Annotated in this window: 26 protein-coding genes; 9 read left to right on the top strand and 17 right to left on the bottom strand. The window is 69.1% G+C overall.

Going from position 1 to position 23,734, the window contains the following annotated elements:
- Nucleotides 1-78: 78 nt before the first annotated feature.
- On the bottom strand, nucleotides 79-285 hold the full coding sequence (locus tag J2847_RS06490; protein WP_209778091.1) for a helix-turn-helix domain-containing protein: 207 nt from the start codon (nucleotides 283-285) through the stop codon (nucleotides 79-81).
- Between the two features lie 92 nt (nucleotides 286-377).
- Between J2847_RS06490 and J2847_RS06485 the strand changes: the two genes are divergently transcribed.
- Both J2847_RS06485 and J2847_RS06480 read left to right on the top strand, forming a co-directional pair.
- Nucleotides 378-1,034 (top strand): XRE family transcriptional regulator, encoded by a 657-nt coding sequence (locus J2847_RS06485; protein ID WP_209778089.1) that lies wholly within the window; start codon nucleotides 378-380, stop codon nucleotides 1,032-1,034.
- 98 nt (nucleotides 1,035-1,132) lie between these two features.
- Nucleotides 1,133-1,378, top strand: a complete 246-nt coding sequence (locus J2847_RS06480) for a hypothetical protein (RefSeq protein WP_209778087.1) — start codon at nucleotides 1,133-1,135, stop codon at nucleotides 1,376-1,378.
- A 93-nt stretch (nucleotides 1,379-1,471) separates the two neighbouring features.
- Here the strand turns inward: J2847_RS06480 and J2847_RS06475 are convergent, their stop codons facing one another.
- Nucleotides 1,472-2,590 carry an alkene reductase gene (locus J2847_RS06475; protein ID WP_209778085.1) on the bottom strand — a complete coding sequence of 373 codons (1,119 nt, stop codon included), beginning with the start codon at nucleotides 2,588-2,590 and terminating at the stop codon, nucleotides 1,472-1,474.
- Nucleotides 2,591-2,767: 177 nt separating this feature from the next.
- On the opposite strand from J2847_RS06475, the gene J2847_RS06470 reads away from it, so the two are divergent.
- A complete protein-coding gene (locus tag J2847_RS06470; protein ID WP_233474333.1) occupies nucleotides 2,768-3,412 on the top strand; it encodes a TetR/AcrR family transcriptional regulator in 645 nt (214 codons plus the stop codon).
- 15 nt (nucleotides 3,413-3,427) lie between these two features.
- Here the strand turns inward: J2847_RS06470 and rarD are convergent, their stop codons facing one another.
- The 11 genes from rarD to J2847_RS06415 all read right to left on the bottom strand — a co-directional run bounded on the left by rarD (nucleotide 3,428) and on the right by J2847_RS06415 (nucleotide 13,353).
- A complete protein-coding gene (gene rarD / locus J2847_RS06465) occupies nucleotides 3,428-4,348 on the bottom strand; it encodes an EamA family transporter RarD (protein WP_209778082.1) in 921 nt (306 codons plus the stop codon).
- Nucleotides 4,349-4,540: 192 nt separating this feature from the next.
- Nucleotides 4,541-4,882 carry a Grx4 family monothiol glutaredoxin gene (grxD, locus tag J2847_RS06460; RefSeq protein WP_209778080.1) on the bottom strand — a complete coding sequence of 114 codons (342 nt, stop codon included), beginning with the start codon at nucleotides 4,880-4,882 and terminating at the stop codon, nucleotides 4,541-4,543.
- Between the two features lie 69 nt (nucleotides 4,883-4,951).
- Complete coding sequence (locus J2847_RS06455; RefSeq protein ID WP_085555088.1) at nucleotides 4,952-5,191, bottom strand: BolA family protein; 240 nt, start codon at nucleotides 5,189-5,191, stop codon at nucleotides 4,952-4,954.
- 196 nt (nucleotides 5,192-5,387) lie between these two features.
- Nucleotides 5,388-7,625, bottom strand: a complete 2,238-nt coding sequence (gene purL, locus J2847_RS06450) for a phosphoribosylformylglycinamidine synthase subunit PurL (protein ID WP_209778079.1) — start codon at nucleotides 7,623-7,625, stop codon at nucleotides 5,388-5,390.
- Nucleotides 7,622-8,311 carry a phosphoribosylformylglycinamidine synthase subunit PurQ gene (gene purQ, locus J2847_RS06445; RefSeq protein WP_209778077.1) on the bottom strand — a complete coding sequence of 230 codons (690 nt, stop codon included), beginning with the start codon at nucleotides 8,309-8,311 and terminating at the stop codon, nucleotides 7,622-7,624. Before purQ ends, purL begins: the two co-directional genes overlap by 4 nt.
- 121 nt (nucleotides 8,312-8,432) lie before the next feature.
- On the bottom strand, nucleotides 8,433-9,659 hold the full coding sequence (locus tag J2847_RS06440) for an ammonium transporter (protein WP_209778076.1): 1,227 nt from the start codon (nucleotides 9,657-9,659) through the stop codon (nucleotides 8,433-8,435).
- 272 nt (nucleotides 9,660-9,931) lie between these two features.
- Nucleotides 9,932-10,621 carry an MOSC domain-containing protein gene (locus J2847_RS06435; RefSeq protein WP_209778074.1) on the bottom strand — a complete coding sequence of 230 codons (690 nt, stop codon included), beginning with the start codon at nucleotides 10,619-10,621 and terminating at the stop codon, nucleotides 9,932-9,934.
- A complete protein-coding gene (locus J2847_RS06430; protein ID WP_209778072.1) occupies nucleotides 10,618-11,244 on the bottom strand; it encodes a DNA-3-methyladenine glycosylase family protein in 627 nt (208 codons plus the stop codon). The genes J2847_RS06435 and J2847_RS06430 overlap by 4 nt, the downstream gene beginning before the upstream one ends.
- 150 nt (nucleotides 11,245-11,394) lie before the next feature.
- Nucleotides 11,395-11,637 carry a phosphoribosylformylglycinamidine synthase subunit PurS gene (gene purS, locus J2847_RS06425; protein ID WP_209778071.1) on the bottom strand — a complete coding sequence of 81 codons (243 nt, stop codon included), beginning with the start codon at nucleotides 11,635-11,637 and terminating at the stop codon, nucleotides 11,395-11,397.
- A 49-nt stretch (nucleotides 11,638-11,686) separates the two neighbouring features.
- Entirely contained in the window at nucleotides 11,687-12,451 is a 765-nt protein-coding gene (purC, locus tag J2847_RS06420) for a phosphoribosylaminoimidazolesuccinocarboxamide synthase (RefSeq protein ID WP_085555081.1), read from the bottom strand.
- Between the two features lie 122 nt (nucleotides 12,452-12,573).
- On the bottom strand, nucleotides 12,574-13,353 hold the full coding sequence (locus tag J2847_RS06415; RefSeq protein ID WP_209778069.1) for an NRDE family protein: 780 nt from the start codon (nucleotides 13,351-13,353) through the stop codon (nucleotides 12,574-12,576).
- 166 nt (nucleotides 13,354-13,519) lie between these two features.
- Between J2847_RS06415 and J2847_RS06410 the strand changes: the two genes are divergently transcribed.
- Both J2847_RS06410 and J2847_RS06405 read left to right on the top strand, forming a co-directional pair.
- Nucleotides 13,520-13,840 (top strand): DUF1476 domain-containing protein, encoded by a 321-nt coding sequence (locus tag J2847_RS06410; protein ID WP_209778067.1) that lies wholly within the window; start codon nucleotides 13,520-13,522, stop codon nucleotides 13,838-13,840.
- Nucleotides 13,841-13,950: 110 nt separating this feature from the next.
- Nucleotides 13,951-14,307: a GIY-YIG nuclease family protein gene (locus J2847_RS06405; RefSeq protein WP_233474332.1), complete on the top strand. Its 357-nt coding sequence runs from the start codon at nucleotides 13,951-13,953 to the stop codon at nucleotides 14,305-14,307.
- Between the two features lie 159 nt (nucleotides 14,308-14,466).
- Here J2847_RS06405 and purB read toward each other — a convergent pair whose 3' ends face one another.
- Nucleotides 14,467-15,762 carry an adenylosuccinate lyase gene (gene purB / locus J2847_RS06400; protein ID WP_209778065.1) on the bottom strand — a complete coding sequence of 432 codons (1,296 nt, stop codon included), beginning with the start codon at nucleotides 15,760-15,762 and terminating at the stop codon, nucleotides 14,467-14,469.
- A 413-nt stretch (nucleotides 15,763-16,175) separates the two neighbouring features.
- Between purB and J2847_RS06395 the strand changes: the two genes are divergently transcribed.
- Nucleotides 16,176-19,418, top strand: coding sequence for a bifunctional diguanylate cyclase/phosphodiesterase (locus J2847_RS06395; RefSeq protein ID WP_209778064.1), 3,243 nt, complete (start codon nucleotides 16,176-16,178; stop codon nucleotides 19,416-19,418).
- Between the two features lie 43 nt (nucleotides 19,419-19,461).
- Nucleotides 19,462-19,875, top strand: coding sequence for a GFA family protein (locus J2847_RS06390; protein WP_209778062.1), 414 nt, complete (start codon nucleotides 19,462-19,464; stop codon nucleotides 19,873-19,875).
- Between the two features lie 54 nt (nucleotides 19,876-19,929).
- Here the strand turns inward: J2847_RS06390 and radC are convergent, their stop codons facing one another.
- The 3 genes from radC to sfsA all read right to left on the bottom strand — a co-directional run bounded on the left by radC (nucleotide 19,930) and on the right by sfsA (nucleotide 22,502).
- Entirely contained in the window at nucleotides 19,930-20,793 is an 864-nt protein-coding gene (radC, locus tag J2847_RS06385) for a RadC family protein (protein ID WP_209778060.1), read from the bottom strand.
- A gap of 91 nt (nucleotides 20,794-20,884) precedes the next feature.
- Nucleotides 20,885-21,700: a type I methionyl aminopeptidase gene (map, locus tag J2847_RS06380; protein WP_209778059.1), complete on the bottom strand. Its 816-nt coding sequence runs from the start codon at nucleotides 21,698-21,700 to the stop codon at nucleotides 20,885-20,887.
- A gap of 67 nt (nucleotides 21,701-21,767) precedes the next feature.
- The gene (sfsA, locus tag J2847_RS06375) at nucleotides 21,768-22,502 is read right to left on the bottom strand and encodes a DNA/RNA nuclease SfsA (RefSeq protein WP_209778057.1); all 735 of its coding nucleotides are present in this window, start codon (nucleotides 22,500-22,502) and stop codon (nucleotides 21,768-21,770) included.
- 57 nt (nucleotides 22,503-22,559) lie between these two features.
- On the opposite strand from sfsA, the gene J2847_RS06370 reads away from it, so the two are divergent.
- Both J2847_RS06370 and J2847_RS06365 read left to right on the top strand, forming a co-directional pair.
- Nucleotides 22,560-23,315 (top strand): competence/damage-inducible protein A, encoded by a 756-nt coding sequence (locus J2847_RS06370; protein WP_209778056.1) that lies wholly within the window; start codon nucleotides 22,560-22,562, stop codon nucleotides 23,313-23,315.
- A gap of 81 nt (nucleotides 23,316-23,396) precedes the next feature.
- Complete coding sequence (locus J2847_RS06365; protein WP_209778054.1) at nucleotides 23,397-23,642, top strand: hypothetical protein; 246 nt, start codon at nucleotides 23,397-23,399, stop codon at nucleotides 23,640-23,642.
- Nucleotides 23,643-23,734 lie beyond the last annotated feature (92 nt).

Here is a 23,734-nt window from a genome sequence, read left to right as displayed (position 1 = left end):
CGCCTCATCATAGGGCGGGCGGTGGACGGGGGAAACCGCCCGCGCGGCGGCGTATCCTGCGCCCTGCGCCCTGCGCCCTTACCCGGCCGGGCCGTTGGGCAGGTCGTGGAAATCGTTGGCCGTCACCGCCCCGCCGGTCGCCTCGGCGATGCGGGCCATCACGCGGGGGCGCGGCACGCGCTGGCCGTGGCGGTAGCGGTTGACCGCCGCCTGGCTGGTGCCGATCAGGGCGGCGAAGGCCTCTTCCTTGGTGGCGGTGCGGGTGAGCCAGTCGTCGAGCGTCATGCCGCAACGGTTTAACCCATGCCGGTTTTTGCACGCAAGCGGATTGGCATGGCGGGTTGGACTTTTTCAAACCGATCCGGTATGAAGGAGCCATGTCCACGATGCGCGAATTGCGGCAGGCCGCCGGGCTGAGCCAGGAAAAGCTGGCCGAGCTGGCGGGAACCTCGCAGCCGCAGATCAACAAGCTGGAGACCGGCCAGCGCAAGATGACCGTCGACTGGGCGGTCAAGCTCGCCCAGCCGCTGGGCGTCGAGCCGACCGTGCTGCTCGGGCTCGACCCGGCGCCGCCGGCCGCCGCACCCGCGCGTCCGCGCACGGCCCCGCCGCCGCTGCTCCGGCCCATGCCGTCGCCTCCGGCGGCCGTCGCCGAGCCGATGCCGGTGCGCGCGGCGGCGCGCGGCGGGGTGGACCAGGAGATGTTCCTGGAGGACGGTCCGATCGACTGGGTCGCCAAGCCGGACTATCTGAAGAACGCGCGCGATCCCTACGCGATGTATGTGGTCGGCGAGTCGATGATGCCGCGCTTCCGGCCGGCCCAGCTTCTGCACGTCAACCCCCACAAGCCGCCAGCGGCCGGGTCCGGGGTGGTGGTGGTCAAGCGCAGCAAGGCGGTGCTGGTGAAGGAGTTCGTGCGCCGCCTGCCCGACGGCATCGTTCTGCGCGAATACCAGCCGGACGACCGCGAATTCACCGTCGCCGACACCGAGCTGGACACCATCCACACGGTCGTCGGCCTCCAGGAGCCCTGACCGGACACCGTTTCGGTATAGGGTTGTTATGGATTTAAAAGTCCATTTTGGACTAATCCTTGGGCGTCGCACACAACGAGAGCCAAGGAGACACCGACATGGCCCAACCCCACCCGCGCTTCTTTCCCGGCCCCATGCGCGGCCGTCTGGACAGCTTCACCGAACGGGGCGCGCGGGAGATCGCGCGGCGCATCCGCTCCGCCTGGGAGAAGGCCGGCTGGGATGTGGAGGTCCGCGTCGAGCGCATCTCCAGCGAGGAGATCGGCGACGGCCGCAGCATGGCCCACTTCACCGTGCGCAGCGATCTGGTCAACGGCATGGCCCAGCGCCGGCTGGGGGCGTAAAAAAGGCCGGACGCCCGGGGTGAGGCGTCCGGCCATGTTGCGGGGAATCGGGGGCGTGATTCCCCGCCGGGGCAACCGCTCTGCCCTCAGCCCTTACGCGGCCACCGACTCCAGCGCCGGATAGTCCGTGTAGCCCTTGGCGTCGCCGCCGTAGTAGCTGCCGCGGTCCGGCTCGTTCAGCGCCGCGTCGCGCTGGAAGCGGACCGGAAGGTCCGGGTTGGAGATGAACGCCTCGCCGAAGCTGATGGCGTCCGCGGCGCCCGCCGCCAGCGCCGCGTCGGCGTCGGCGCGGCTGTAGCCGCCGTTCAGGATGAAGGGACCCTTGTAGGCCGCGCGCAGGGCCGCCGCGACGTGCGGGGCGCCGTCGGGCGGGGCCATGTGGTGGCCGGGCCGGCCTTCGATGACGTGCAGATAGGCGAGGCCGAACGGGTTGAGCGCCTTGGCGACGCTGAGGAAATGCGCCGCCGGGTCGCTGTCGCCCATGTCGTTGAAGACGCCGGTCGGCGACAGGCGCACGCCGATGCGGTCGGCGCCGACGGCGTGCGCCGTGGCTTCCAGGATCTCCAGCAGGAAGCGGGCGCGGTTCTCGACGCTGCCGCCGTAGCGGTCGGTCCGCCGGTTGGTGCGGTCGCGCAGGAACTGGTCGATCAGATAGCCGTTGGCGGCGTGGATCTCGATGCCGTCCAGCCCGGCGTCGAACACCGCGCGCTTGGCGGCGTCGGCGAAATGGCGGACCAGCACCGGGATCTCGTCGGTCTCCAGGGCGCGCGGCACCGGGAAGGGCTGCATGCCCTGGCCGGTGTAGAGCTCGCCCTTCGCGGCGACCGCCGAGGGCGCCAGCGGGGCGGCGCCGTTCGGCTGGAACAGCGGGTGCGAGATGCGCCCGACATGCCAGAGCTGGGTCACGATGCGGCCGCCGGCGGCGTGCACCGCCTCCGACACCGCGCGCCACGCCAGGGTCTGGGCGTCGGTGTGGATGCCGGGGGTGTTGGGGTAGCCCTGGGCGGTGTCGCAGACCTGGGTGGCCTCGGTGATGATCAGGCCGGCCGAGGCGCGCTGCGCGTAGTATTCGGCGGTCAGCGCGTTCGGGCAGTTGCCGGCGCCGGCGCGGCTGCGGGTCATCGGGGCCATGATGACCCGGTTCGGCAGTTCGATGGCGCCCAGGCGCAGGGGCGTGAACAGGTCGGGGGTGTCGGTCACGGACTGGGACATGGCGGCGTGCTCGCTCTTGTATGTATGTGGGTACATACATGCCTGATCCGCTCGCCCTTGTCAAGTATGCGCCTGCGTACTTATTATCAAGACAGCGGGGAGGCTTCCGGTCCCCCGGCTGGCCCTCCGGGCCGGCTTCTTGAAGGACGGCCCCAAAGGGGTTGGAGGATGGGTGTTTTGGACGGGACTGATTCGACGGCCGATCCCTGTTGCGGCGAGAGCGGCTCGCGCAAGCGCGACCGCGAGGCGACGAAGGGCGCGCTGCTCGACGCCGCCAAGATGGTGTTCGCCGAGCGCGGGTTCGACGCGGCGACGACCCGCGAGATCGCCGGGCGGGCGGGCGTCAACGAACAGCTCATCCAGCGCTATTTCTCCGGCAAGAGCGGCCTGCTGCTGGCGGTGGTCGAGCATTACTGGCGGGAAGAGGCGGGCGGCTGCGACCTGCCGCCGCCGGCCGACGACATCGAGACCGACCTCGCCGGCTTCCTGCACGCGCAGTTGAAGCACAGCTGGCAGTGCCGCGATTTCACGCGGGTGGTGCTGGCGCGCGCGCTGGTCGATCCGGCCATCGCCGACGAGATGGCGCGCACCCTGTCGGAAAGCCGCATCCCCTGCCTGCTCAAGCGGCTCGAAACCCTGCGCGACCGTGGCGCCATCGCCGCCGACGCCGACCTCGCCAACGTGGCCGCCGGCATCGCGACGCTCAGCTTCGGGCTGGGCTTTCTCGATCAGGTGGTGTTCGGGCGCGACGGCGACCGGGTCTGCGCCATCGTCCGCACGCTGGCCCACACCATCGCGCACGGGCTGACGCCCCGCGATTGAGGCGGGGCGGGCGCTCTATTCGGCGGCGGCGCGGGCGGCGGCCCGGTGGGTGCTGAGGGCGTCGGCCGAGAAGACCAGCAGCGCCAGCCAGATGCAGCCGAAGGCCAGCGCGTGGGTGGTGGTGAAGGGCTCGCCATAGACCAGCACGCCCAGCAGAAGCTGGCAGGTCGGGCTGAGATATTGCAGCACCCCGACGGTGGACAGCTTCAGCCTCGCGGCGCCGATCATGAACAGCACCAGCGGCACGGCGGTGACCGGGCCGGCCAGCACCAGCAGCAGGCTGCCGCCGGCCGTGTGGCCGAAGGACCCGCCGCCGCCCAGCCACAGCAGATAGGCCAGCGCGGCCGGCAGCAGCAGCAGGGTTTCCACCAGCAGCCCGATCACCGGGTCGATCGCCGCCTTCTTGCGGACCAGCGCGTAGAAGCCGAAGGACAGCGCCAGGGCCAGCGCCACCCAGGGCACCGCGCCATGGGCGGCCACCAGGATGGCGACGGCCAGCCCGGCGATGGCGACGGCGGCGAGCTGGCGCCGGTTCAGCCGCTCGCCCAGGAAGACCACGCCGAGCAGCACGTTGACCAGCGGGTTGATGTAGTAGCCGAGGCTGGCCTCGACCAGCCGGTTCTGGCCGATCGCCCAGATGAAGGTGGTCCAGTTGGTGGTGACCAGCAGCGTGCTGACCAGGAAGATGCCGAGCCGCCGCCAGTTCCCCACCGCGGCGGCGATGGCCGCCGGCCCCTTGAGGGCGAGCACGCCGAGGCCGACCAGCACGACGGTCCAGACGACGCGGTGGGCGACGATCTCCACCGGGCCGATGCCGCCCAGCAGCTTGAAATAGACCGGGTTGGCCAGCCCCCAGACCAGGAAGGAGACGATCACCGCCACGAAGGCGGACGCCGTCGAGGTTTCGGTCGCGGGAGCGCTGGAGGATGTGGCCATGCCGTCCGTGTAGCACACAATTTGGGCAGGCCGGCAGCGCGGCGCCGAACATGGCCGGGCTGCGTGGTGGGCATGTCGCTCGCGGAACGGGAACCGGCGGCCGGTCTGCGCGCGCCGTTCGACGCGATGCCCGCCCAGCAGAAAGCCCCGCCGAAGCGGGGCTTTCCGTTTTTCGCGAGCGGAGGGTGGCGATCAGGCGGCGACGCCGGTCGCGATGCCCTTCTCGCTCAGCAGGCTTTGCAGCTCGCCGCTCTCGTACATCTCGCGCACGATGTCGCAGCCGCCGACCAGCTCGCCCTTGACGTAGAGCTGCGGGAAGGTCGGCCAGTTCGAGTATTCCTTCAGGCCCTGGCGCAGGCCCGGATCCTCCAGGATGTTGATGCCCTTGAACTTCACGCCCACATGGCTCAGCACCTGGACGACGGCGGCGGAGAAGCCGCATTGCGGGAACACCGGGGTGCCCTTCATGTAGAGCACGACATCGCTGCTGCCGAGATCCTGCTTGATGCGCTCGACGACGTTCTGATCGACCATGACTTCAAACCCTCTCTGAATGATGCCGACGACGATGCAACAGGTCGTGGGCGCTTGTCGTGTGATGTCTCACGCGTTGTCCGGAACGGCGGTGGTCAGGGCGAGCGCGTGCAGCTCGCCGCCCATCTTCCCCTGGAGGGCGGCGTAGACCATCTGGTGCTGCTGCACCCGGCTCTTGCCCTTGAAGGCCGCCGAGGTGACGAGGGCGGCGTAGTGGTCGCCGTCGCCGCGCAGGTCGGCGATCTCGACCGCCGCGTCGGGGATGCCTTCCTTGATGAGCTGTTCGATCGTGGCGGCTTCCATCGCCATGGTGTGTCCTCGCTCTGTTCGGGATGCGCCCCGCCCGGGCCGTTCTGGGCAAAGAGAGTAGGGTGGGGGGCCGTGTTTGTCACCTGTCCGCGTCGGTTTTCCACGGCTCGGCAGGCTTGCGTTACGCAAAAGGCCGCCATGCCCGGTTCGACGCGGGCATGGCGGCCTGAAAGTGGGGTTAGATCCCCCGGTCGGCTTACAGCTCGGCCGACATGTAGTCGGGCAGCCAGCTCTCGTTGACGGTTTTCAGGCGCGTCAGCGGGACGATGTCGCCGTTGCGGTCCGACAGCGAGGCGCCGCGCGTCTCGCCCAGCACCGCCACCGGCACGCCGGCCGCCTTGGCCTTCTCCTGGACCTTGGCCGCGACGTCCGGGCGGACCGCCAGCACGTAGCGGCCCTGGTCCTCGCCGAACAGGGCGCGCGGGTGCGCGCCGTCCAGGCCGGTCAGGTGGGCGCCGATGCCGCCGGCCAGCGCCATCTCGGCGATGGTGACGATCAGGCCGCCGTCGGCGACGTCGTGGCTCGACACCACCAGACCCTCGCGGATCAGGCCGCGCACGAAATCGCCGTTGCGGCGCTCGACGGCGAGGTCGACCGGCGGGGGCGGACCCTCCTCGCGGCCGAGGATTTCGCGCAGGAACAGCGACTGGCCGATGTGGCCGCCCTGGGCGTTGGTCGCCGCGCCGACGCCGAGGATGACGTCGCCCTCGTTCTGGAAGGCGATGCCGACCGCGATCATCGCGTCGGGCAGGGTGCCGACGCCGCCGATGGCCGGGGTGGGGAGGATCGCCTCGCCGTTCGTCTCGTTGTAGAGCGAGACGTTGCCCGAGACGACCGGGAAGTCGAGCGCCTTGCAGGCCGCGCCGATGCCCTGAACGGCGCCGACGAACTGGCCCATGATCCGCGGCTTCTCGGGGTTGCCGAAGTTCATGTTGTCGGTGATGGCGAGCGGCAGCGCGCCCACGGCCGACAGGTTGCGCCACGCCTCGGCGACCGCCTGCTTGCCGCCCTCGACCGGGTCGGCGAGGCAGTAGCGGGGCGTGCAGTCGGTGGTGATCGCCACCGCCTTGGTCTGGCCCGGCACGCGGACGACCGCCGCGTCGGCCTGGCCCGACATGAAGCGGGTGTCGCCGCCGACGAGGCTGTCATACTGCTCCCAGATCCAGCGCTTGGAGGCCAGATCGGGGCAGGCGAACAGTTTCGCCAACGTGTCGCCGAGCGGGGCGTCGTAGCCGTCGAACACGCTGTCCGGCACTTCCGCGGCGGCCGGGGTCGGCTCCCACGGGCGGTCGTATTCGGGGGCGGCGTTGGAGACCGGGGCGATCGGCATGTCGCACCAGGTCTCGCCGTACATCTTGATGACGAGGTTGCCGGTGTCGGTCAGGTGGCCGATGACGGCGAAGTCCAGCTCCCACTTGTCGAAGATGGCCTTCGCCACCTCCTCGCGGCCGGGCTTCAGGATGATCAGCATGCGCTCCTGGCTTTCGGAGAGCATGATCTCGTAGGGCGTCATCGCCTCTTCGCGCATCGGCAGGCTGTCGAGCGCCAGCTCGATGCCGAGACCGCCCTTGCCGGCCATCTCGACCGAGGAGGAGGTCAGGCCGGCGGCGCCCATGTCCTGGATGGCGACGATGGCGTCGGTCTCCATCAGCTCCAGGCAGGCCTCGATCAGCAGCTTCTCGGTGAAGGGGTCGCCGACCTGCACGGTCGGGCGCTTCTCCTCCGAATCCTCGGTGAACTCGGCCGACGCCATGGTGGCGCCGTGGATGCCGTCGCGGCCGGTCTTGGAGCCGACATAGACGACCGGGTTGCCGATGCCGGCGGCGGCCGAATAGAAGATCCGGTCGGCTTTGGCGACGCCCACGGTCATCGCGTTGACCAGGATGTTGCCGTTGTAGGCCGGGTGGAAGTTGGTCTCGCCGCCGACGGTGGGGACGCCGACGCAGTTGCCGTAGCCGCCGATGCCCGACACGACGCCGGCCACCAGATGGCGGGTCTTCGGGTGGGAGGGATCGCCGAAGCGCAGCGCGTTCATGTTGGCGATGGGCCGGGCGCCCATGGTGAACACATCGCGCAGGATGCCGCCGACGCCGGTCGCGGCACCCTGGTAGGGCTCGATGTAGGACGGGTGGTTGTGGCTCTCCATCTTGAAGATGACGGTGTCGCCGTCACCGATGTCGACCACGCCGGCGTTCTCGCCGGGGCCGCAGATCACCTGCGGGCCGGTGGTCGGCAGCGTCTTCAGCCACAGCTTGGAGGATTTGTACGAGCAGTGCTCCGACCACATGACCGAGATGATGCCCATCTCGGTGAAGGTCGGGACGCGGCCGAGGATCTCCAGCGCGTTGTTGTATTCCGCCTCGGACAGGCCGAACTCGCGGGCCAGTTCGAGAGTGACGGGGCGCTCCTGCGCCCGGGTAGCTTCCGCGCTCACGACAGGGCCTCCACCAGACCATCGAACATCGGCTTGCCGTCGGTGTTGCCGTGCAGGCCCTCCACCGCGTCTTCCGGGTGCGGCATCAGGCCGAGCACGGTGCGCTTGGCGTTGAAGATGCCGGCGATGTCGGACACCGAATGGTTCGGGTTGCCGCGCGGGTCGGCGCGAGAATCATCGGCGACGTAGCGGAAGGCGACCTGGCCCTCGCCGTCCAGCCGCCTGACCGTCTCGGCGTCGGCCCAGTAGTTGCCGTCGCCGTGGGCGACCGGGTAGCGCACGATCTGGCCCTTGGCGTATTTCGCCGTGAAGGGGCTGTCGGTGTTCTCCACCCGCAGATGCTGGACGCGGCAGACGAACTTCAGCCCGCCGTTGCGCATCAAGGCACCCGGCAGCAGCCCGGCCTCGGTGATGATCTGGAAGCCGTTGCAGACGCCGAGCACCCGCACGCCCTGATCGGCCCGCGCCTTCACCTCGCGCATGATCGGCGAATGCGCCGCCATGGCGCCGGAGCGCAGGTAATCGCCATAGGAGAAGCCGCCGGGCACGACGATCAGGTCGACCTTGGGCAGTTCGGTGTCGCGGTGCCAGACCAGATGCGGCTTGGTTCCGCTGGCGGCCTCCAGCGCGGCGACGGCGTCGCGTTCGCGGTTGGAGCCGGGGAAAACGACGATCGCGGCCTTCATGGGGCGGTCAAAATCCGGCGTCGTGGGGGGAGATGTTCGGGCCGGACACTAAGGCCGCCGCCCCGGCAAAGCAAGGGCGGCGGTCCCCCGGACGCCTCCGGTCAGCCTTGATCCGGCCGCGTCACTGGGTCGGCGCGTCCTCTTCCGGGTAGGCGGTGATGTGGTGCAACGACAGGTCGGCGCCGCGATACTCCTGCTCCTGGTCCAGGCGGATGCCGACGACCGCCTTCAGCAAGCCATAGACCGCGAGGCCGGCGGCGAAGCCGAAGCCGGCGCCGCCCAGCGTGCCGACGGCCTGCGAGGCGAGCGACACGCCGCCGAGCCCGCCCAACGCCTCCTGCCCGAACACGCCGGCCAGCAGGCCGCCGGTCAGGCCGCAAAGCCCGTGCAGCGGCCAGACGCCCAGCACGTCGTCGATCTTCCAGTCGATCTGGCACTTGTTGAAGGCCCAGACGAACAGCAGCCCGGCGATCCCGCCGGTGATCAGCGCGCCCAGCGGGTGCATGACGTCCGACCCGGCGCAGACCGCGACCAGCCCGGCGAGCGCCCCGTTGTGGACGAAGCCCGGATCGGTGCGGCTGATGACCAGCGAGGTGACGATGCCGCCGACCATCGCCATCAGCGAGTTGAGCGCGACCAGACCCGACACGCCGTCGAGCGCCTGGGCGCTCATCACGTTGAAGCCGAACCAGCCGACGCACAGCACCCAGGCGCCGAGCGCCAGGAAGGGGATGTTCGACGGCGGGATGGCGATCAGCGAGCCGTTGGCCCGGTAGCGGCCGCGCCGGTTGCCGAGATGCAGCACGGCGCCCAGCGCCACCCAGCCGCCGAAGGCGTGGACCACCACCGAGCCGGCGAAATCGTGGAAGGGCTGGCCGAACGCTTCGGTCATCCAGGCTTGCAGGCCGAAGCGGCTGCCCCAGACGGTACCCTCGAGCAGCGGGTAGAACAGCGCGATCAGCGCGACGGTCGCGCCCATCTGCGGCCAGAAACGGGCGCGCTCGGCGATGCCGCCCGACACGATGGCCGGCACGGCGGCGGCGAAGGTCGCCAGGAAGAAGAACTTCACCAGATCGTAGCCGTAGGCGGCGAAGCCGGCGCCGCCCTTGCCGACCAGCGTCTTGGCGTCGGCGAAGAAATCCACGCCGTAGGCGACGGTGTAGCCGATCAGGAAATAGGCGAGCGTGGACATGGCGAAATCGGAGAGGATCTTCACCAGCGCGTTGACCTGATTCTTGCGGCGGACCGTGCCGACCTCCAGCAGGGCGAAGCCGCAATGCATCGCCAACACCATCACCGCGCCGATCAGGACGAACAGAACGTCGCCCCCGGTTCTTGCCGTGTCCATATGCGCAAACTTTCAGCATTTTGCCTAAATTTCAGGCAATCTGCTAACAGATTAGGCGAATAGGTGCAAGCGCGGAATTGCCTCCGGGCTGGGCAGGCTGCGGAAAGGCAGCGCAAAGCGCGGGCAAACCCGTGTGGGGCTGTCCGTTCCTTGCGCAAGAAGAATGCCAAGTGGTGAAGGCGTGGGCGGGGGAAGGGGGCGTAGACACCAAGAAGCCCCTCTCCCCTTGCGGGAGAAGGGCTTTTTCGTTCTGGGAGGAGTGGGAAGGCCGCTCAGTCGCCGTTCAGCCGGCCGGCCCAATCCTCGACCGCGCTCCGCTCCAGCCGGCGTTCGGCGAGCGTCTTCCAACTCCGCGCCAGGGCCGGCAGGGCGGCCATCTCGGCCAGCGCCGCGCGGTCCATCGTGTCGACGTACAGCACCCGCAGCAGCCGGGCGAGCGGCCAGCCGGGGCAAGGGCGCTCGACCAGGGTCAGCCGGTCGCCGGGGCCGATGGCGCCCTCATCGATGACGCGATAGTACCAGCCGGTGCGCGCTGTGGTCTGCACGCGCTTTGCCATGTCGGGCACGCCGAAGCGGTGGTTGAGCTTCCAGCAGGGCTGGCGGGCCTGCGCCACCTCCAGCAGGGCGGTGCCGGCGCGCAGCCGGTCGCCCAGGCAGATATCGGCTTCGGTGACGCCCCGCGTCGAGAGGTTCTCGCCGAAGGCGCCGGGCGTGCCGAGCAGCGGCAGATCCTCGCCGAGATCGTCCCGCCACGCGGCGTGGTGGTCGAGCGGGTAATGGTGGATCGCCTTGTCCGGCCCGCCATGGACCCGGCGGTCGGCCTGCTCGTCGTCGAGGAAGCCGTTGACGCCGACGGCGCGCGGGCCGTCGACCGGCGTCTTGCCGATGGCGCTGGTGCGGCCGGGCGGCCCGAAGGGCACGGCCTTGCCGAGCAGGACGGTCGAAATGGTCAGGTCGATCATCGTGGCTTCCGCGCTTGTTCCCGCGCCTGCTCCTGCAAGGCGACGTAATGGTGCCAGACCAGCCGGGCGGCGATGGTCCGGTGGGGGCGCCAGGGCTCGGCGACCGCCAGCAACTGCTTGGCCGTCGGCTTGTCGGGCCAGCCCTTCAGCCGCTGCACGCCGAGCTGGATCGCCAGATCGCCGATCGGCCAGATGTCCGGCCGGTCCTGCGCCGCCATCAGATAGACCTCGGCGGTCCAGCGGCCGATCCCCTTCAGGGCGACCAGCGCCGCGATCGCCTCCTCGTCCGGCAGGGCGTGGACGGTGTCGAAATCCAGCCGCCCGCCCGTGACCGCCTCGGCCAGCCCACGGGCGTAGCCGATCTTCTGGCGCGAGAAGCCGCAAGCCCGCAGCGTGTCGTCGTCCAGCGCCAGGATGGCGTCCGGGGTGACGAGACCCCCGAGTCTCGTTTCCAGCTTCGCCCACAGCACGGCGGCGACCCGTGTGGAGAGCTGCTGCTCCATCACCATGCGCAGCAGGCCGGGAAAGCCGCCGGGGCGCGAGAAGTCGCGCACGGTCGGCCCGCCGACACGCAGGCATTCGGCGAAGATCGGATCGAGGGCGGCGAGATGGGCGACGGACATAAGGAACGGACCCATGCGAAAACAGGAAAGGCACGGAGAGGACCGTGAAGGGCGGACCCGCCGGGCATGCCGCCCGTCGGCCGTCCTCACGACCCCCTTCGTGCCTTCGCGTCGTCGTGGTGACGGATCACCAAGGCGGGCAGGCCCGGATCAGGCCACCAGCTCGATGGCGTAATCCTCGATCACGGTGTTGGCGAGCAGCTTGCCGCACATGGCTTCGACCTCCTTGCGGGCGGCCGCCTCGTCGGTGCTGCTGAGGGTGAGCTCGATCACCTTGCCGGCGCGGACGTCCTCGACGCCGTCGAAGCCCAGCGTGTGCAGCGCGTGCGCGATGGCCTTGCCCTGGGGATCCAGAACGCCGCGCTTGAGGGTGACGTGAACCTTCGCCTTCATCGGATTGTCCGCTCGCTTGGTGAAACAAAGAAGGGTTGCTGAAGAGTGGCTACTGGAGGGTCTTGGGGCCCTTGACGTCGCTCGGACCGCCTTCCGGCAGGATGCCGAGGCGCCGCGCGACCTCCTGGTAGGCTTCCTCGACGCGGCCGAGATCCTGGCGGAACCGGTCCTTGTCGAGCTTCTCGTTGGTCTTGACGTCCCACAGGCGGCAATTGTCCGGGCTGATCTCGTCGGCCAGGACGATGCGCATCTCCTCGTTCTCCCACAGCCGGCCGAACTCCAGCTTGAAGTCCACCAGCTTCAGCCCGATGCCGAGGAAGAGGCCCGAGAGATAGTCGTTCACGCGGAGCGACAGCGCCACCATGTCGTCGAGATCCTGGGGAGCCGCCCAGCCGAAGGCGGTGATGTGCTCCTCCGAGACCATCGGATCGTGGAGTTCGTCCGACTTGTAGTAGTACTCGATGATCGAGCGCGGCAGCGGCGTGCCTTCCGGGATCCCGAAGCGCTGCGACAGCGAGCCGGCGGCGACGTTGCGCACGACCAGCTCGATGGGGATGATCTCGACCTCGCGGACGAGCTGCTCGCGCATGTTCAGGCGGCGCACGAAATGCGTCGGCACGCCGATTTCCGACAGGCGGCTCATCAGATATTCGGAGATGCGGTTGTTCAGCACCCCCTTGCCGGTGATGACGCCCTTCTTCTGGTTGTTGAAGGCGCTCGCGTCGTCCTTGAAGTACTGCACCAAGGTGCCGGGTTCCGGTCCCTCGAACAGGACCTTCGCCTTGCCTTCGTAGATGCGCCGGCGTCGTGTCATCGTGTCATCGTCCAAATACGAGCGGACCGGACAAGTGAGCTTGCCGGTCCAGGAATGTGCCCTTGTGATATAGCAAGCCGGCCGGGGGAACACAACGACACCGGTTCCCCGCCCGGTACGGGTCAGTCCAGCGCGACGGGAACGAAGGGGGTCTCGTGCGGCCGGCCGGCGGCGAAATGCCAGATCGGATCCAGCTCGGGCCGCTCGGCCGAGGGCAGGGCGATCAGCGCGCTCGACACCGTGCCGAAGCCCATGGGCAGGCGGAAATCCATGGCGCCGCGCTCGCCGCGCTCGCCCTCCCAGATGCGGCTGCCCAGCAGTTCCGGCCAGCCGCCCCAGCCGAAGGCCGCCGCGTCCTCGGCGCCGGTCGTCGGCGGTTCGGCGTGCGCGAACAGGGGGCGGTAGAGGGCGATGCGCGAATCCTCCGCCTCGTCGTCGAGGTCGAAGGCGGTGATCATGTGGACGCCCTCCGGGATCGCGATCACCTCCGGCCGGTTGCGCGCCGAGGGGCCGCGGTGGCTCAGCAGATAGGCGTCGCGGTTGTCGGCCAGCACGAGGTTGAAGGGCCGGTAGGCGCGGGTGTCGAGGTCGGCCAGCGAGCGGGCCGCATCAAGGGCGTCGGCGTGGTCGAGCGCGTCGAGCACCAGCTCGCCGCGCGACCGCTTGCCGGTCTCCGGCCCCAGCGTGCCGTGACGGTTGAGGATGCCGGCGACCAGCCCCTCGTCGTTCAGCCCGAGCCAGGAGCCTCCGGCCAGCTCGTCCAGCCCGGCGACGAGATTCGGGCGGTCCGGCCAGTGGCGCGCCGGGGCCTTCCAGGGCCGGCCGGCCATCTCGTCGCGGTTGGCGCCGACGACCAGCGGCCAGGTTGCGCCGGGCCGCCGCAGGAGGATGACGCTGCACATGTCGCACCTTGTCCTTCATGGTTCCCGAGGGCGTTTTCCCCAAGGGTATGGCGCCGCTCGACGGAATCTCCGCAGCAGGGGTGCGGCGGAACGGTGACGGCGGGGCCATCCCGGCTATATAATCCTTATACGGGAGCGAAAACCAATCCAAGGAGCCCGGGTCCCCATGACGACCTTCGACGATCGTGAAAAGGCTTTCGAGAACAAGTTCCAGCACGACGAGGACCTGCTCTTTCGCATCCGCATGCGGCGCGACAAGCTGGCCGGCCTGTGGGCCGCCGGCCTGATGGGGCTGGGCGGGGCCGAGGCCGAGGCCTACGCCCGGCAGATCGTCGAGGTGGACATCGGCACGCCGGGCCCGCACGACATCCGCGACCGGCTGGCCGCCGACCTGCACGCCAGGGGCGTCGACATCTCCGACCACCGGGTCGAGCGCGAGATGGGGCATCTGCTGGAGCTCGCCCGCCAGCAGGTCAACGCCGAGTGAGGCGGCCGCCGTCTGTCTGACGCGCCTGAACGTGAAAGGCCCGGTGCGGAGGACGCACCGGGCCTTCTTGTTGGAATTTGCGGCCGTGGATGCCCGGCACAAGGCCGGGCATGACGATGAGGGATTTTCCGCATGCCAAAACACGCATAGGATGCGTTGTCGAAGTGGTGGGGCATGGCATGCGTGGGGGCCGGGTCTATATTCTGACCAACCGTCCGAACGGGACCTTGTACGTCGGCGTCACCGGCAACCTCGCCCGCCGCATCTGGGGGCACCGGGAGGGAGCCATCGATGGCTTCACCAAGAGGCACGGCCTCAAGCGCTTGGTGCATGTCGAGCCTTATCCGGAGATCCAGACTGCGATCCAGCGTGAGAAGAACATGAAGCACTGGCCGCGTGCCTGGAAAGTCCAGTTGATTCTGGAAAACAATCCGGAATGGGCGGATTTGTACGATGGACTTGCTTGAGACCGGTTCGAAAGAATCCGCTCTGAATTACGGAGCGTCATGCCCGGACTTGATCCGGGCATCCACGGCCGCAAGCTTGGCAAACCGCCACAGCGTGGATGGCCGGGTCAAGCCCGGCCATGACGATCGAACGGCGACGAGCAGCCGCCGGTCAGCCCCTTACTCCCCGAAGACGCGCTTGAACACCGTGTCGACGTGCTTGGTGTGATAGGTCATGTCGAACATCGGGGCCAGCGTCTCGCGGCCGATGTGCTTGGCGACGTCGGCGTCGTTCGACAGCAGCTCCAGGAAGTTGCCGCCATGCTCCCACACCTGCATGGCGTTGCGCTGCACCGCCTTGTAGCTGTCCTCGCGGCTCATCCCGGCCTGGGTCAGGGCCAGCAGGACGCGCTGCGAGAAGACCAGCCCGCCCAGGTCGTCCAGGTTCTTCTGCATGCGCTCCGGATAGACCACCAGCTTCTCCATCATGCCGGTCAGGCGCATCAGGGCGAAGTCCAGCGTCACCGTCGCGTCGGGGCCGATCATGCGCTCGACCGAGCTGTGCGAGATGTCACGCTCGTGCCACAGCGCGACGTTCTCCAGCGCCGGGACGACGGCGGCGCGGACGATGCGGGCGAGCCCGGTCAGGTTCTCCGACAGCACCGGGTTGCGCTTGTGCGGCATCGCCGACGAGCCCTTCTGGCCGGGGTGGAAATACTCCTCGGCCTCGCGCACCTCGGTGCGTTGCAGGTGGCGGATCTCGGTCGCCAGATTCTCGACGCTCGACGCGATGACGCCCAGCACCGAGAAGTAGAAGGCGTGGCGGTCGCGCGGGATCACCTGGGTGGAGACCGGCTCCACCGCCAGGCCCAGCTTGGCGGCGACATGCTCCTCGACGCGCGGGTCGATGTTGGCGAAGGTGCCGACCGCGCCCGAGATGGCGCAGGTGGCGATGTCCTTGCGCGCCTGGACCAGACGCTCGCGGCCGCGCGCGAAGGCGGCGTAATGGCCGGCCAGCTTCAGGCCGAAGGTCGTCGGCTCGGCGTGGATGCCGTGGCTGCGGCCGATGGTGACGGTGTTCTTGTGTTCAAAGGCGCGGCGCTTCAGCGCGGCCAGCAGCTTGTCCATGTCCTCGAGCAGCAGGTCGGCGGCCTGCGTCATCTGCACCGCGAGGCAGGTGTCCAGCACGTCCGACGAGGTCATGCCCTGGTGGACGAAGCGCGCCTCCGGCCCGACATGCTCCGCGAGGTTGGTCAGGAAGGCGATGACGTCGTGCCGGGTCTCGCGCTCGATCTCGTCGATGCGGTCGATCTCCCACTTGCCGCGTTCCCAGACGGCGGCCGCCGCCTCCTTGGGGATGACGCCCAGCTCGGCCTGCGCGTCGCAGGCGTGCGCCTCGATCTCGAACCAGATGCGGAAGCGGTTCTCGGGCTCCCAGATGCGGGCCATTTCGGGGCGGGTGTAGCGGGGGATCATCGGCACTCTCCGAAGGATGCGGACCTGACGCGACAGGTTCGGGAACGACAGGCTTGGGGGGACGGACGCAGGGTCACGCGCGCGCGGACCATAACCGTGGAGCGCCCCGTTGCAAAGCCCCGCCAGGTCGATGCCGGGGTTCGGACGATTTTGCGCGAATTTGGTTAAATTTCCCGAACGGCTCCTTTCTGATCGAAGGGAATAAGCGCCTATCGACAGGCGAAGCGGAAACCGGGATGACGCCATCGTGCCGCGAGGTTTTCGGTCCGGCGCGGAACGATGCGAGGAATTCGGTCGGAAAATCGCGTGTCGGTCGTGCTTGCGCGCTGGCAGTTGCAGTCTTGCGAGCATTAAGCAAGAATTGCGGCGCGCGCTGGAGGAAGCCCCGATCCGCGCCTGAGGAGGGTTCCCCGTTGTCCGATCCCGTCGCCGAGTTGGTGCGCGAGCCGTCTCGCCCGTCCGACGAGGCCCGCCTGTACCGTCTGCAATTCCTCGCCTCGCTGACGCTGGTGACCGCCCTCGTCCTTGGGCTCGGCTTCTACTTCGTCTGGCAGCACTGGCTGGATTTCGAGAACGACCTGCGGCAGTCGGAGGCGCGCTATCTGCGCGAGCAGCGCCAGGCGCTGGAGCAGGAGGTGGAGAACGCCCGCTCCTACCTCGCCTACATGCGCTCGCGCACGGAACCGGCGCTGAAGGAGCAGATCCGCGGGCAGGTGGACGAGGCCTACGCCATCGCCCGTTCCGTTTACGAGCGGGAGAAGGACATCCTGCCGGCCGAATCGGTCCGTGAATCGATCAAGGAGACCCTGCGTCCCCTCCGCTTCGCCAACGGGCGCGGCTATTACTTCATCACCGACCTCGCCGGCGGCACGGTGTTGCAGCCGACGGAGCCGGCGCGCGAGGGGCGCTCGCCCTTCGCCGATCCCGATCCGGCCGTCGCCGCCGTGACGCGCGAGCTGTTGCGCGCCGCCCAGGATCCGACCGCGCGCGGCTTCGCCCGCTACCGCTGGCGCATGCCCGACGATCCCGACCGGGCGGTGGAGAAGCTGGCCTATGTCCGCCGCTTCGAGCCCTACGACTGGCTGATCGGCGCCGCCGATTCCGTCGGGGCGGTCGAGGCGCGGCTGCAACGGGAATCGCTGGAGCGGCTGCGCTCCTCCCGCTTCGGCGAGACCGGCTACGTCGGCGTGCTGCGCGAGGATGGGCAGGTGCTGCTGTCGCCCACCGCCCCGGCGTCGGAGGGCATGAACGCGCGCGACCTGCCCTGGGCGACCGAGCGCGATCTGGTGAGCCGTCTGCTGGAGATCGGCCGGCAGGGCGGCGGCGAGCTGCGCTACGACTGGGTGCATCCGGTCACCGGGCGGCCGACGCCGAAGATGGCCTATGTGTCGGCGCCGGGGATCTGGGGCTGGGTGCTGGTCGCCGGCTTCTACATCGACGATCTCGACGCGGCGATGGCGGAGCGGCGGGCCGAGATGCGGCGGGGCGTCGACCAGCGCGTGTGGACGACGGTCGGCATCCTCGGGCTGGCGCTGCTCGCCTCGGTCGGCGTGTCCTGGCTGGTGACCGGCTGGATCCGGCGCATCGTCGGCGCCTACCAGCTGCGCATGCGGCGCAGCGACAGCATGCTGCGCGAGCGGGCGAGGCAGCTCTACCTCGCCAACTTCTTCGTCGACCATGTGTCGGAGATCGTCGTGCTGGCCGACGCGCAGCTGCGCATCGCCTACGTCAACCCCTTCGGCTGCCGGGCGCTCGGCGGCCGGCTGGAGGATCTGGTCAAGGGGCAGGCCGACCTGTTGCAGCGCTTCGCCGCCGAGGGGGAGGGCGCCGCCGGCCATTACGAGACGGTCTACTACACCGCCGACGGCCGCGCCCTGGAGCTGGAGGTCACCGCCAGCCGCATCGCCTACGAGGGCGAGACCTACTATTCCGCCATCGCCCGCGACATCTCCGAGCGCAAGCGGGCCGAATGGGAGCTGCGCCTGTCGGCCAAGGTGTTCGACAACGCCGCCGAGGGCATGTTCGTCACCAACGAGCGCAACCTGATCGTCGCCGTCAACGACGCCTTCACCCGCATCACCGGCTACGGCCGGGAGGAGGCGATCGGCCGCGACCCGAAATTCCTGAAGTCCGACCGCCACGACTCGCGCTTCTTCGACGATCTGTGGGCGCAGCTCCGCGAGAACGGCCATTGGGCCGGCGAGGTCTGGAACACCCGCAAGAGCGGCGAGGTCTTTCCGGAATGGCTGAGCATCAAGGTGGTGCACAGCGAGGCCGGCGCCGTGGTCAACCACATCGCCGCCTTCACCGACATCACCGAGACCCGCGCCCAGGAGGAGCGCATCCGCCATCTGGCGCAGTACGATTTCCTGACCGACCTGCCGAACCGCTTCCTGCTGCGCGACCGGCTGGAGCGCGCGATGCTGGCGGCCAGCCGCCACGGCACCAAGGTCGGGCTGCTGTTCATCGACCTCGACCGCTTCAAGACGATCAACGACAGCCTGGGCCACCCGGTGGGCGACACGCTGCTGCGCGGGGTCGGCGCCCGGCTGCTCGGCACGGTGCGGGCCAGCGACACCGTCAGCCGCCAGGGCGGCGACGAGTTCATCATCCTCATCAACGACGTGGACACGCCCGACGACGCCGGCACGGTGGCGCGCAAGGTGCTGCGGGCGCTGTCGGAGCCCTTCCACATCGACGGGCACGAGCTGCTGGTCACGCCCTCCATCGGCGTCGCCGTCTATCCCGACGACGGCACGACCATCGACGCGCTGATGAAGAACGCCGACATGGCGATGTACGCCGCCAAGGAGGCCGGGCGCGCCACCTACCATGTCTTCACGCCGGAGCTGAACCGCCGGGCGTCGGACCGGATGTGGACGGAGAACAACCTGCGCCGGGCGCTGGCCAACAACGAGCTGGAGCTGTTCTTCCAGCCGCAGTTCGCGGCCGCCGGCCGCCGTCTGGTCGGGGCCGAGGCGCTGGTGCGCTGGCGCCAGCCGGACGGCTCGCTGATCATGCCCGGCCAGTTCATCCCGGTGGCCGAGGACACCGGCCTGATCCTGCCGCTCGGCGACTGGGTGCTCGGCGAGGCCTGCCGGCGGGCGGCTCAGCTGCGCAAGCACCGGGAGCTGCTGATCGCCATCAACCTGTCGGCGGTGCAGGTGCGCCGCCCCGGGCTGGCGGAGCGGGTGGCCGGCTGGCTGTCGACCTACGGCGTGCCGGCGGAATCGCTGGAGCTGGAGGTGACGGAGAGCGTCCTGATGGACGATTCCGACGTGGTGGCCGACACCTTCGCCCGGCTGCGCGCCATGGGGGTGCCGCTGGCGATCGACGATTTCGGCACCGGCTATTCCAGCCTGAGCTATCTCAAGCGCTTCCGGGTGGACAAGTTGAAGATCGACCGCTCCTTCGTCAGCGAGCTGCGTTTCGACGACCCCGACAGCGGCGCCATCGCCGAGGCGATCATCGGCATGGCGCGCAGCTTGCGGATGCAGACCCTGGCCGAGGGGGTGGAGACGGAGGAGCAGTTCCACTGCCTGGCCGGGCTCGGCTGCGACCAGATCCAGGGCTATCTGCTGGGTCGCCCGATGCCCTTCGACGAGTTCGTCGCCTTCGTGCAGCAGCAGGCGCGGATGCCGGAAACGGTGAACTGACGGGGCGGGGCGACGGGGCCGGAAGCCGGCCGGAGGAGGCAAGGTGAAGGGATCCTGTTTTTGCGGCGGCGTGTCGTTCGAGATCCGGGGGGAGATCCCGGATCTCTACCAGTGCCACTGTTCCCTGTGCCGGAAGGTCACCGGGGCCGCGGCCAACGCGGCCTTCGTCGTCCCGGCGTCGGACTTCGCCTGGAGGTCGGGAGAGGACATCGTCCGGACCTTCGTCCGGGATTCAGGCTACCGCGTCGATTTCTGCTCGGTCTGCGGCAGCAATGTGCCGAACCCGACGCGGACGGGCGAGTCCGTCTGGGTTCCGGCAGGGCTGCTGGATGAACCGACCACGTCGCGCGTCGTGCGGCACAACTTCGTCGGCTCGAAAGCCGAATGGGACGAGATCGGCGGATCGGCTGTGCAGCATGTCGGCGCGGCCCCGGCGGTGGATCCAATGCCGTCCTGAGGTGGGATGGACGGGGTTCTCAGCGGGATTGGGCAACCGGCCACGCAATTCCGCTTACAGCAGCCGCTGCGCCTTGAAGCTGGTGTGCTTGCCGCCCTTGCCGATGATCAGGTGGTCGTGCACCGCCAGACCCACGGCGTTGGCGGCGCGGACGATCTCCTTGGTCATCTCGATGTCGGCGCGGCTCGGCGTCGGGTCGCCGGAGGGGTGGTTGTGGACCAGGATCACCGCGCTGGCCGCCAGCTCCAGCGCGCGCTTGGCGACCTCGCGCGGGTAGACCGGGGTGTGGTCGACGGTGCCGCGCTGCTGCACCTCGTCGGCGATCAGGATGTTCTTGCGGTCGAGGAACAGCAGCCGGAACTGCTCGGTCGGCTCGTGCGCCATCGCCGCCGCGCAGTAATCCAGCAGTGCCTGCCAGGAGGCCAGCACCGGCCGGTCGATCACCCGCTTCTGCATCGCCCGCAGCGCCGCCGCCCCCACCACCCGCACGCTGGCGACGGCGTTGTCGGTGCCGAGCGACACGCCGTCCGCCTTGAAGCCGCGCAGCCGTTCGGCCGGCGCGTTGACCACCCCCCACAGGTCCCCGAAGGCCCGGATCAGCGCCTTGGCCAGCGGCTTCACGTCGCGCCGCGGGTTGACGGCGAACAGCACCATCTCCAGCAGCTCGTAATCCTCCAGCGCGTCGCCGCCCTTGTCGAGGAAGCGGCGGCGCAGCCGGTCGCGGTGGTTGGTGTAGTGGGGATCGTCGTCCGCCGCATCGGCGGCGGGCGCCGCCGTGGGTGTCGCCGTGGGCGTCAATATGGCGCCGGCCGGCTCCACCGCCGCCAGCAGGTCGGCGGACGGGGTGCTGAAATCGTCCAGCCCGCCGCCGGCTCCTGGCCTGCCGCCCTTGCTCTTCCCGGTCTTTCCCGCAGCCATCGTTGCGTCGCCATCCATTCGTATGGCGACGACTATACCGCCTTCCCGCGCGTGGGCACAGCGGACTTGCCCGCGGCGCGAGCGGAAAGGGTCAGGCGGACGCCTCGGGGTAGGGCGGCCTGGTGTGCCCCTCGGGCGAGAGGGTGAAGATCTCCGCCCCGTCGGCGGTGACGCCGAGCGAATGCTCGAACTGGGCGGACAGCGACTTGTCCTTGGTCACGGCGGTCCAGCCGTCGCCCAGGATCTTCACGTCGGCGCGGCCGGCGTTCAGCATCGGCTCGATGGTGAAGATCATGCCCTCGCGCAGGACCATGCCCTCGCCGGGCTTGCCGAAATGCAGGACCGACGGCGGCTCGTGAAAGGTCCGGCCCAGCCCGTGTCCGCAGAAGTCGCGCACCACCGAATAGCGCTGGCCCTCGGCGAAGGTCTGGATGGCGTGGCCGATGTCGCCCAGCGTGGCGCCCGGCTTCACCACCGAGATGCCGAGCATCAGCGCCTCGTAGGTGACGTCGATCAGCTTGCGCGCCTTCACGCCGACGTTGCCGCACAGATACATGCGGCTGGAGTCGCCGTACCAGCCGTCGACGATCGGGGTGACGTCGATGTTCAGGATGTCGCCGTCGACCAGCCGCTTGTCGCCGGGGATGCCGTGGCAGACGACGTGGTTGACCGAGATGCAGTTGGCGCGCGGGAAGCCCCGGTAGCCGAGCGGCGCCGGCACCGCGCCGTGGTCGCGGATGAACTGTTCGAGCAGGCGGTCGAGCTCGCCGGTGGTGACGCCCGGCTGCACATAGGGGCCGATGAAGTCGAGCGTCATGGCGGCGAGGCGGCCGGCCTTGCGCATGCCTTCGAATCCCTCCGGACCATGCAGCCGCACACGGTTGGATTCGACGTGGTTGTGTTCCAAGACGGTAAGCCCCCAAAAGCAGAACAGGCGGTGCGGGACAGGCGGTGACGAACGCGGACGCGGCGCCTCACAGGCGCAGAGGCAGCGGACGATCCAATTCAATCGATTCGGGCGTGATCGCGCAAGACCAGCAGAGCGCCTCGACGCCCGATTCGAGCGCGCGGCGCAGCCCGGAGTCATAGGCCGGATCGAGATCGGCCGCCGTCCGGAAATGGGTGCAGTCGGTGCGCTGGACAAGATACAGCATCACCGCGCGGCAGCCCTGGGCCACCATCGCGGCCATCTCCTCCAGATGCTTGGCGCCGCGCGCGGTGACGCAGTCGGGGAATTCGGCGGCCAGCCCGTCGCCGCGCGACGGGCGGCGCAGATGAACGTTCTTGACCTCGACATAGGCCGGCGGACGGAAATCATCCTCCAGCAGCACGTCGATGCGGGAGTTCCTGCCGTATTTCACCTCGCGCCGCAGCCGGGCGTAGCCGGCCAGCTCGGGGATGGTGCCGGCGGCGATGGCGGCGGCGACCAGCGCGTTGGGGTGGCCGGTGTTGACGCCGACCAGCCCCTCGCCCCAGGCGGCGGCGGGCTCGACCAGCTCCAGCGTGTGGGCGAGCTTGCGCTTCGGGTTGCCGGAGCGCGACAGCCACACCGGCGAGCCCGGCGCGTCCAGCCCGATCATGCTGCCGGAGTTGGGGACATGGACGGTCACGACTTCGCCACCGGGCTCCCCGCCGAGTTCGACGTCGGCCAGGAAGCGCTTGTAGCGGCGGATCAGCCGGCCTTGAAGAAGGGGGGTGGGAAAGCGCATGTTGGGCGCGACGCTACCCCGCCACCGGCCGCCGCGCCAGCCCGGAGTTTCCCCGCGATGAACCCCACCGCCGCCGTGCTCGTCATCGGCAACGAGATCCTGTCGGGCCGCACCAAGGACGCCAACCTCGGCCACATCGCCGAGGCGCTGTCGGGCATCGGCGTGCGGCTGCGCGAGGCCCGCGTCGTCGCCGACGTCGAGGAGGAGATCGTCGCGGCGGTCAACGCGCTGCGCGCCCGCTACACCTACGTCTTCACCACCGGCGGCATCGGGCCGACCCACGACGACATCACGTCGGCTTGCGTCGCCAAGGCGTTCGGCGTGGCCCTGGAGCGCAATCCGGAGGCGGTCGCCCGGCTGGAGCGGCATTACGGTTCGGCCCAGCACCTCAACGAGGCACGGCTGCGCATGGCCAACATCCCGGCCGGCGGCATCCTGATCGACAACCCGATCAGCCAGGCGCCCGGCTTCCAGCTCGGCAACGTGTTCGTGCTGGCGGGGGTGCCGAACATCATGCAGGCGATGCTGGACGGGCTGCTGCCGCGTCTGGCCGGCGGGCCGGAGCTGCACGCCCGCACCGTCGCCTGCGAGCTGGCGGAAGGGGTGATCGCCGCCGAGCTCGGCGCGTTGCAGGACCGCCATCCGGAGCTGGAGATCGGCAGCTATCCCTATTTCCGCAACGGTTTCTTCGGCGTGAGCCTGGTCCTTCGCGGCACCGACGAGGCCGAGGTGGCCGCGACCGCCGACGAACTGGCCGGCATCGTCCGGCGGCTCGGCGGGACGCCCAACGTGACGGTTGGTACGAAAGGCTAGGCCGTTCCGATCAATTGCCCGGGCCGGCCCCCGCTCCATATCCGTCAGGGTACAAGGGCATTCGACGTGAAGAATCCCGCCATGAAACCTTTTGAAAAAGCGGCCATCCTGTTCCTGCTGAAGCATCTGCTGTCCGGCATCGCCGGCGCCGTGGTGCTCGGCACGGGTCTTCTGTGGTTCGACGTCGCCCGTCTGGCGACGCTGATCGGCAACAGCGAGTATGGCCTCGTGGCCATCGTGATGCTCTATGGCAGCCTGATGCTGACCTTCGGCAGCGTCGCCATGGGCATCGGCATCATGGCGCTGAACGAGGACACGCGTCCCTAGTACTACTTTGGCAGTTTCTGGGTGATGGAGTGAACTGAAACCTGTTGTACATCTGAGAAAACGATCTTGGCCGGAGGCACTCATGCTGGACG

This window comes from Azospirillum agricola (assembly GCF_017876095.1).
Classification (GTDB): Bacteria; Pseudomonadota; Alphaproteobacteria; order Azospirillales; family Azospirillaceae; genus Azospirillum; species Azospirillum agricola.
The sequence above is the reverse complement of the archived record's forward strand: the minus strand, read 5'-3'. Positions and strand labels throughout refer to the sequence as shown.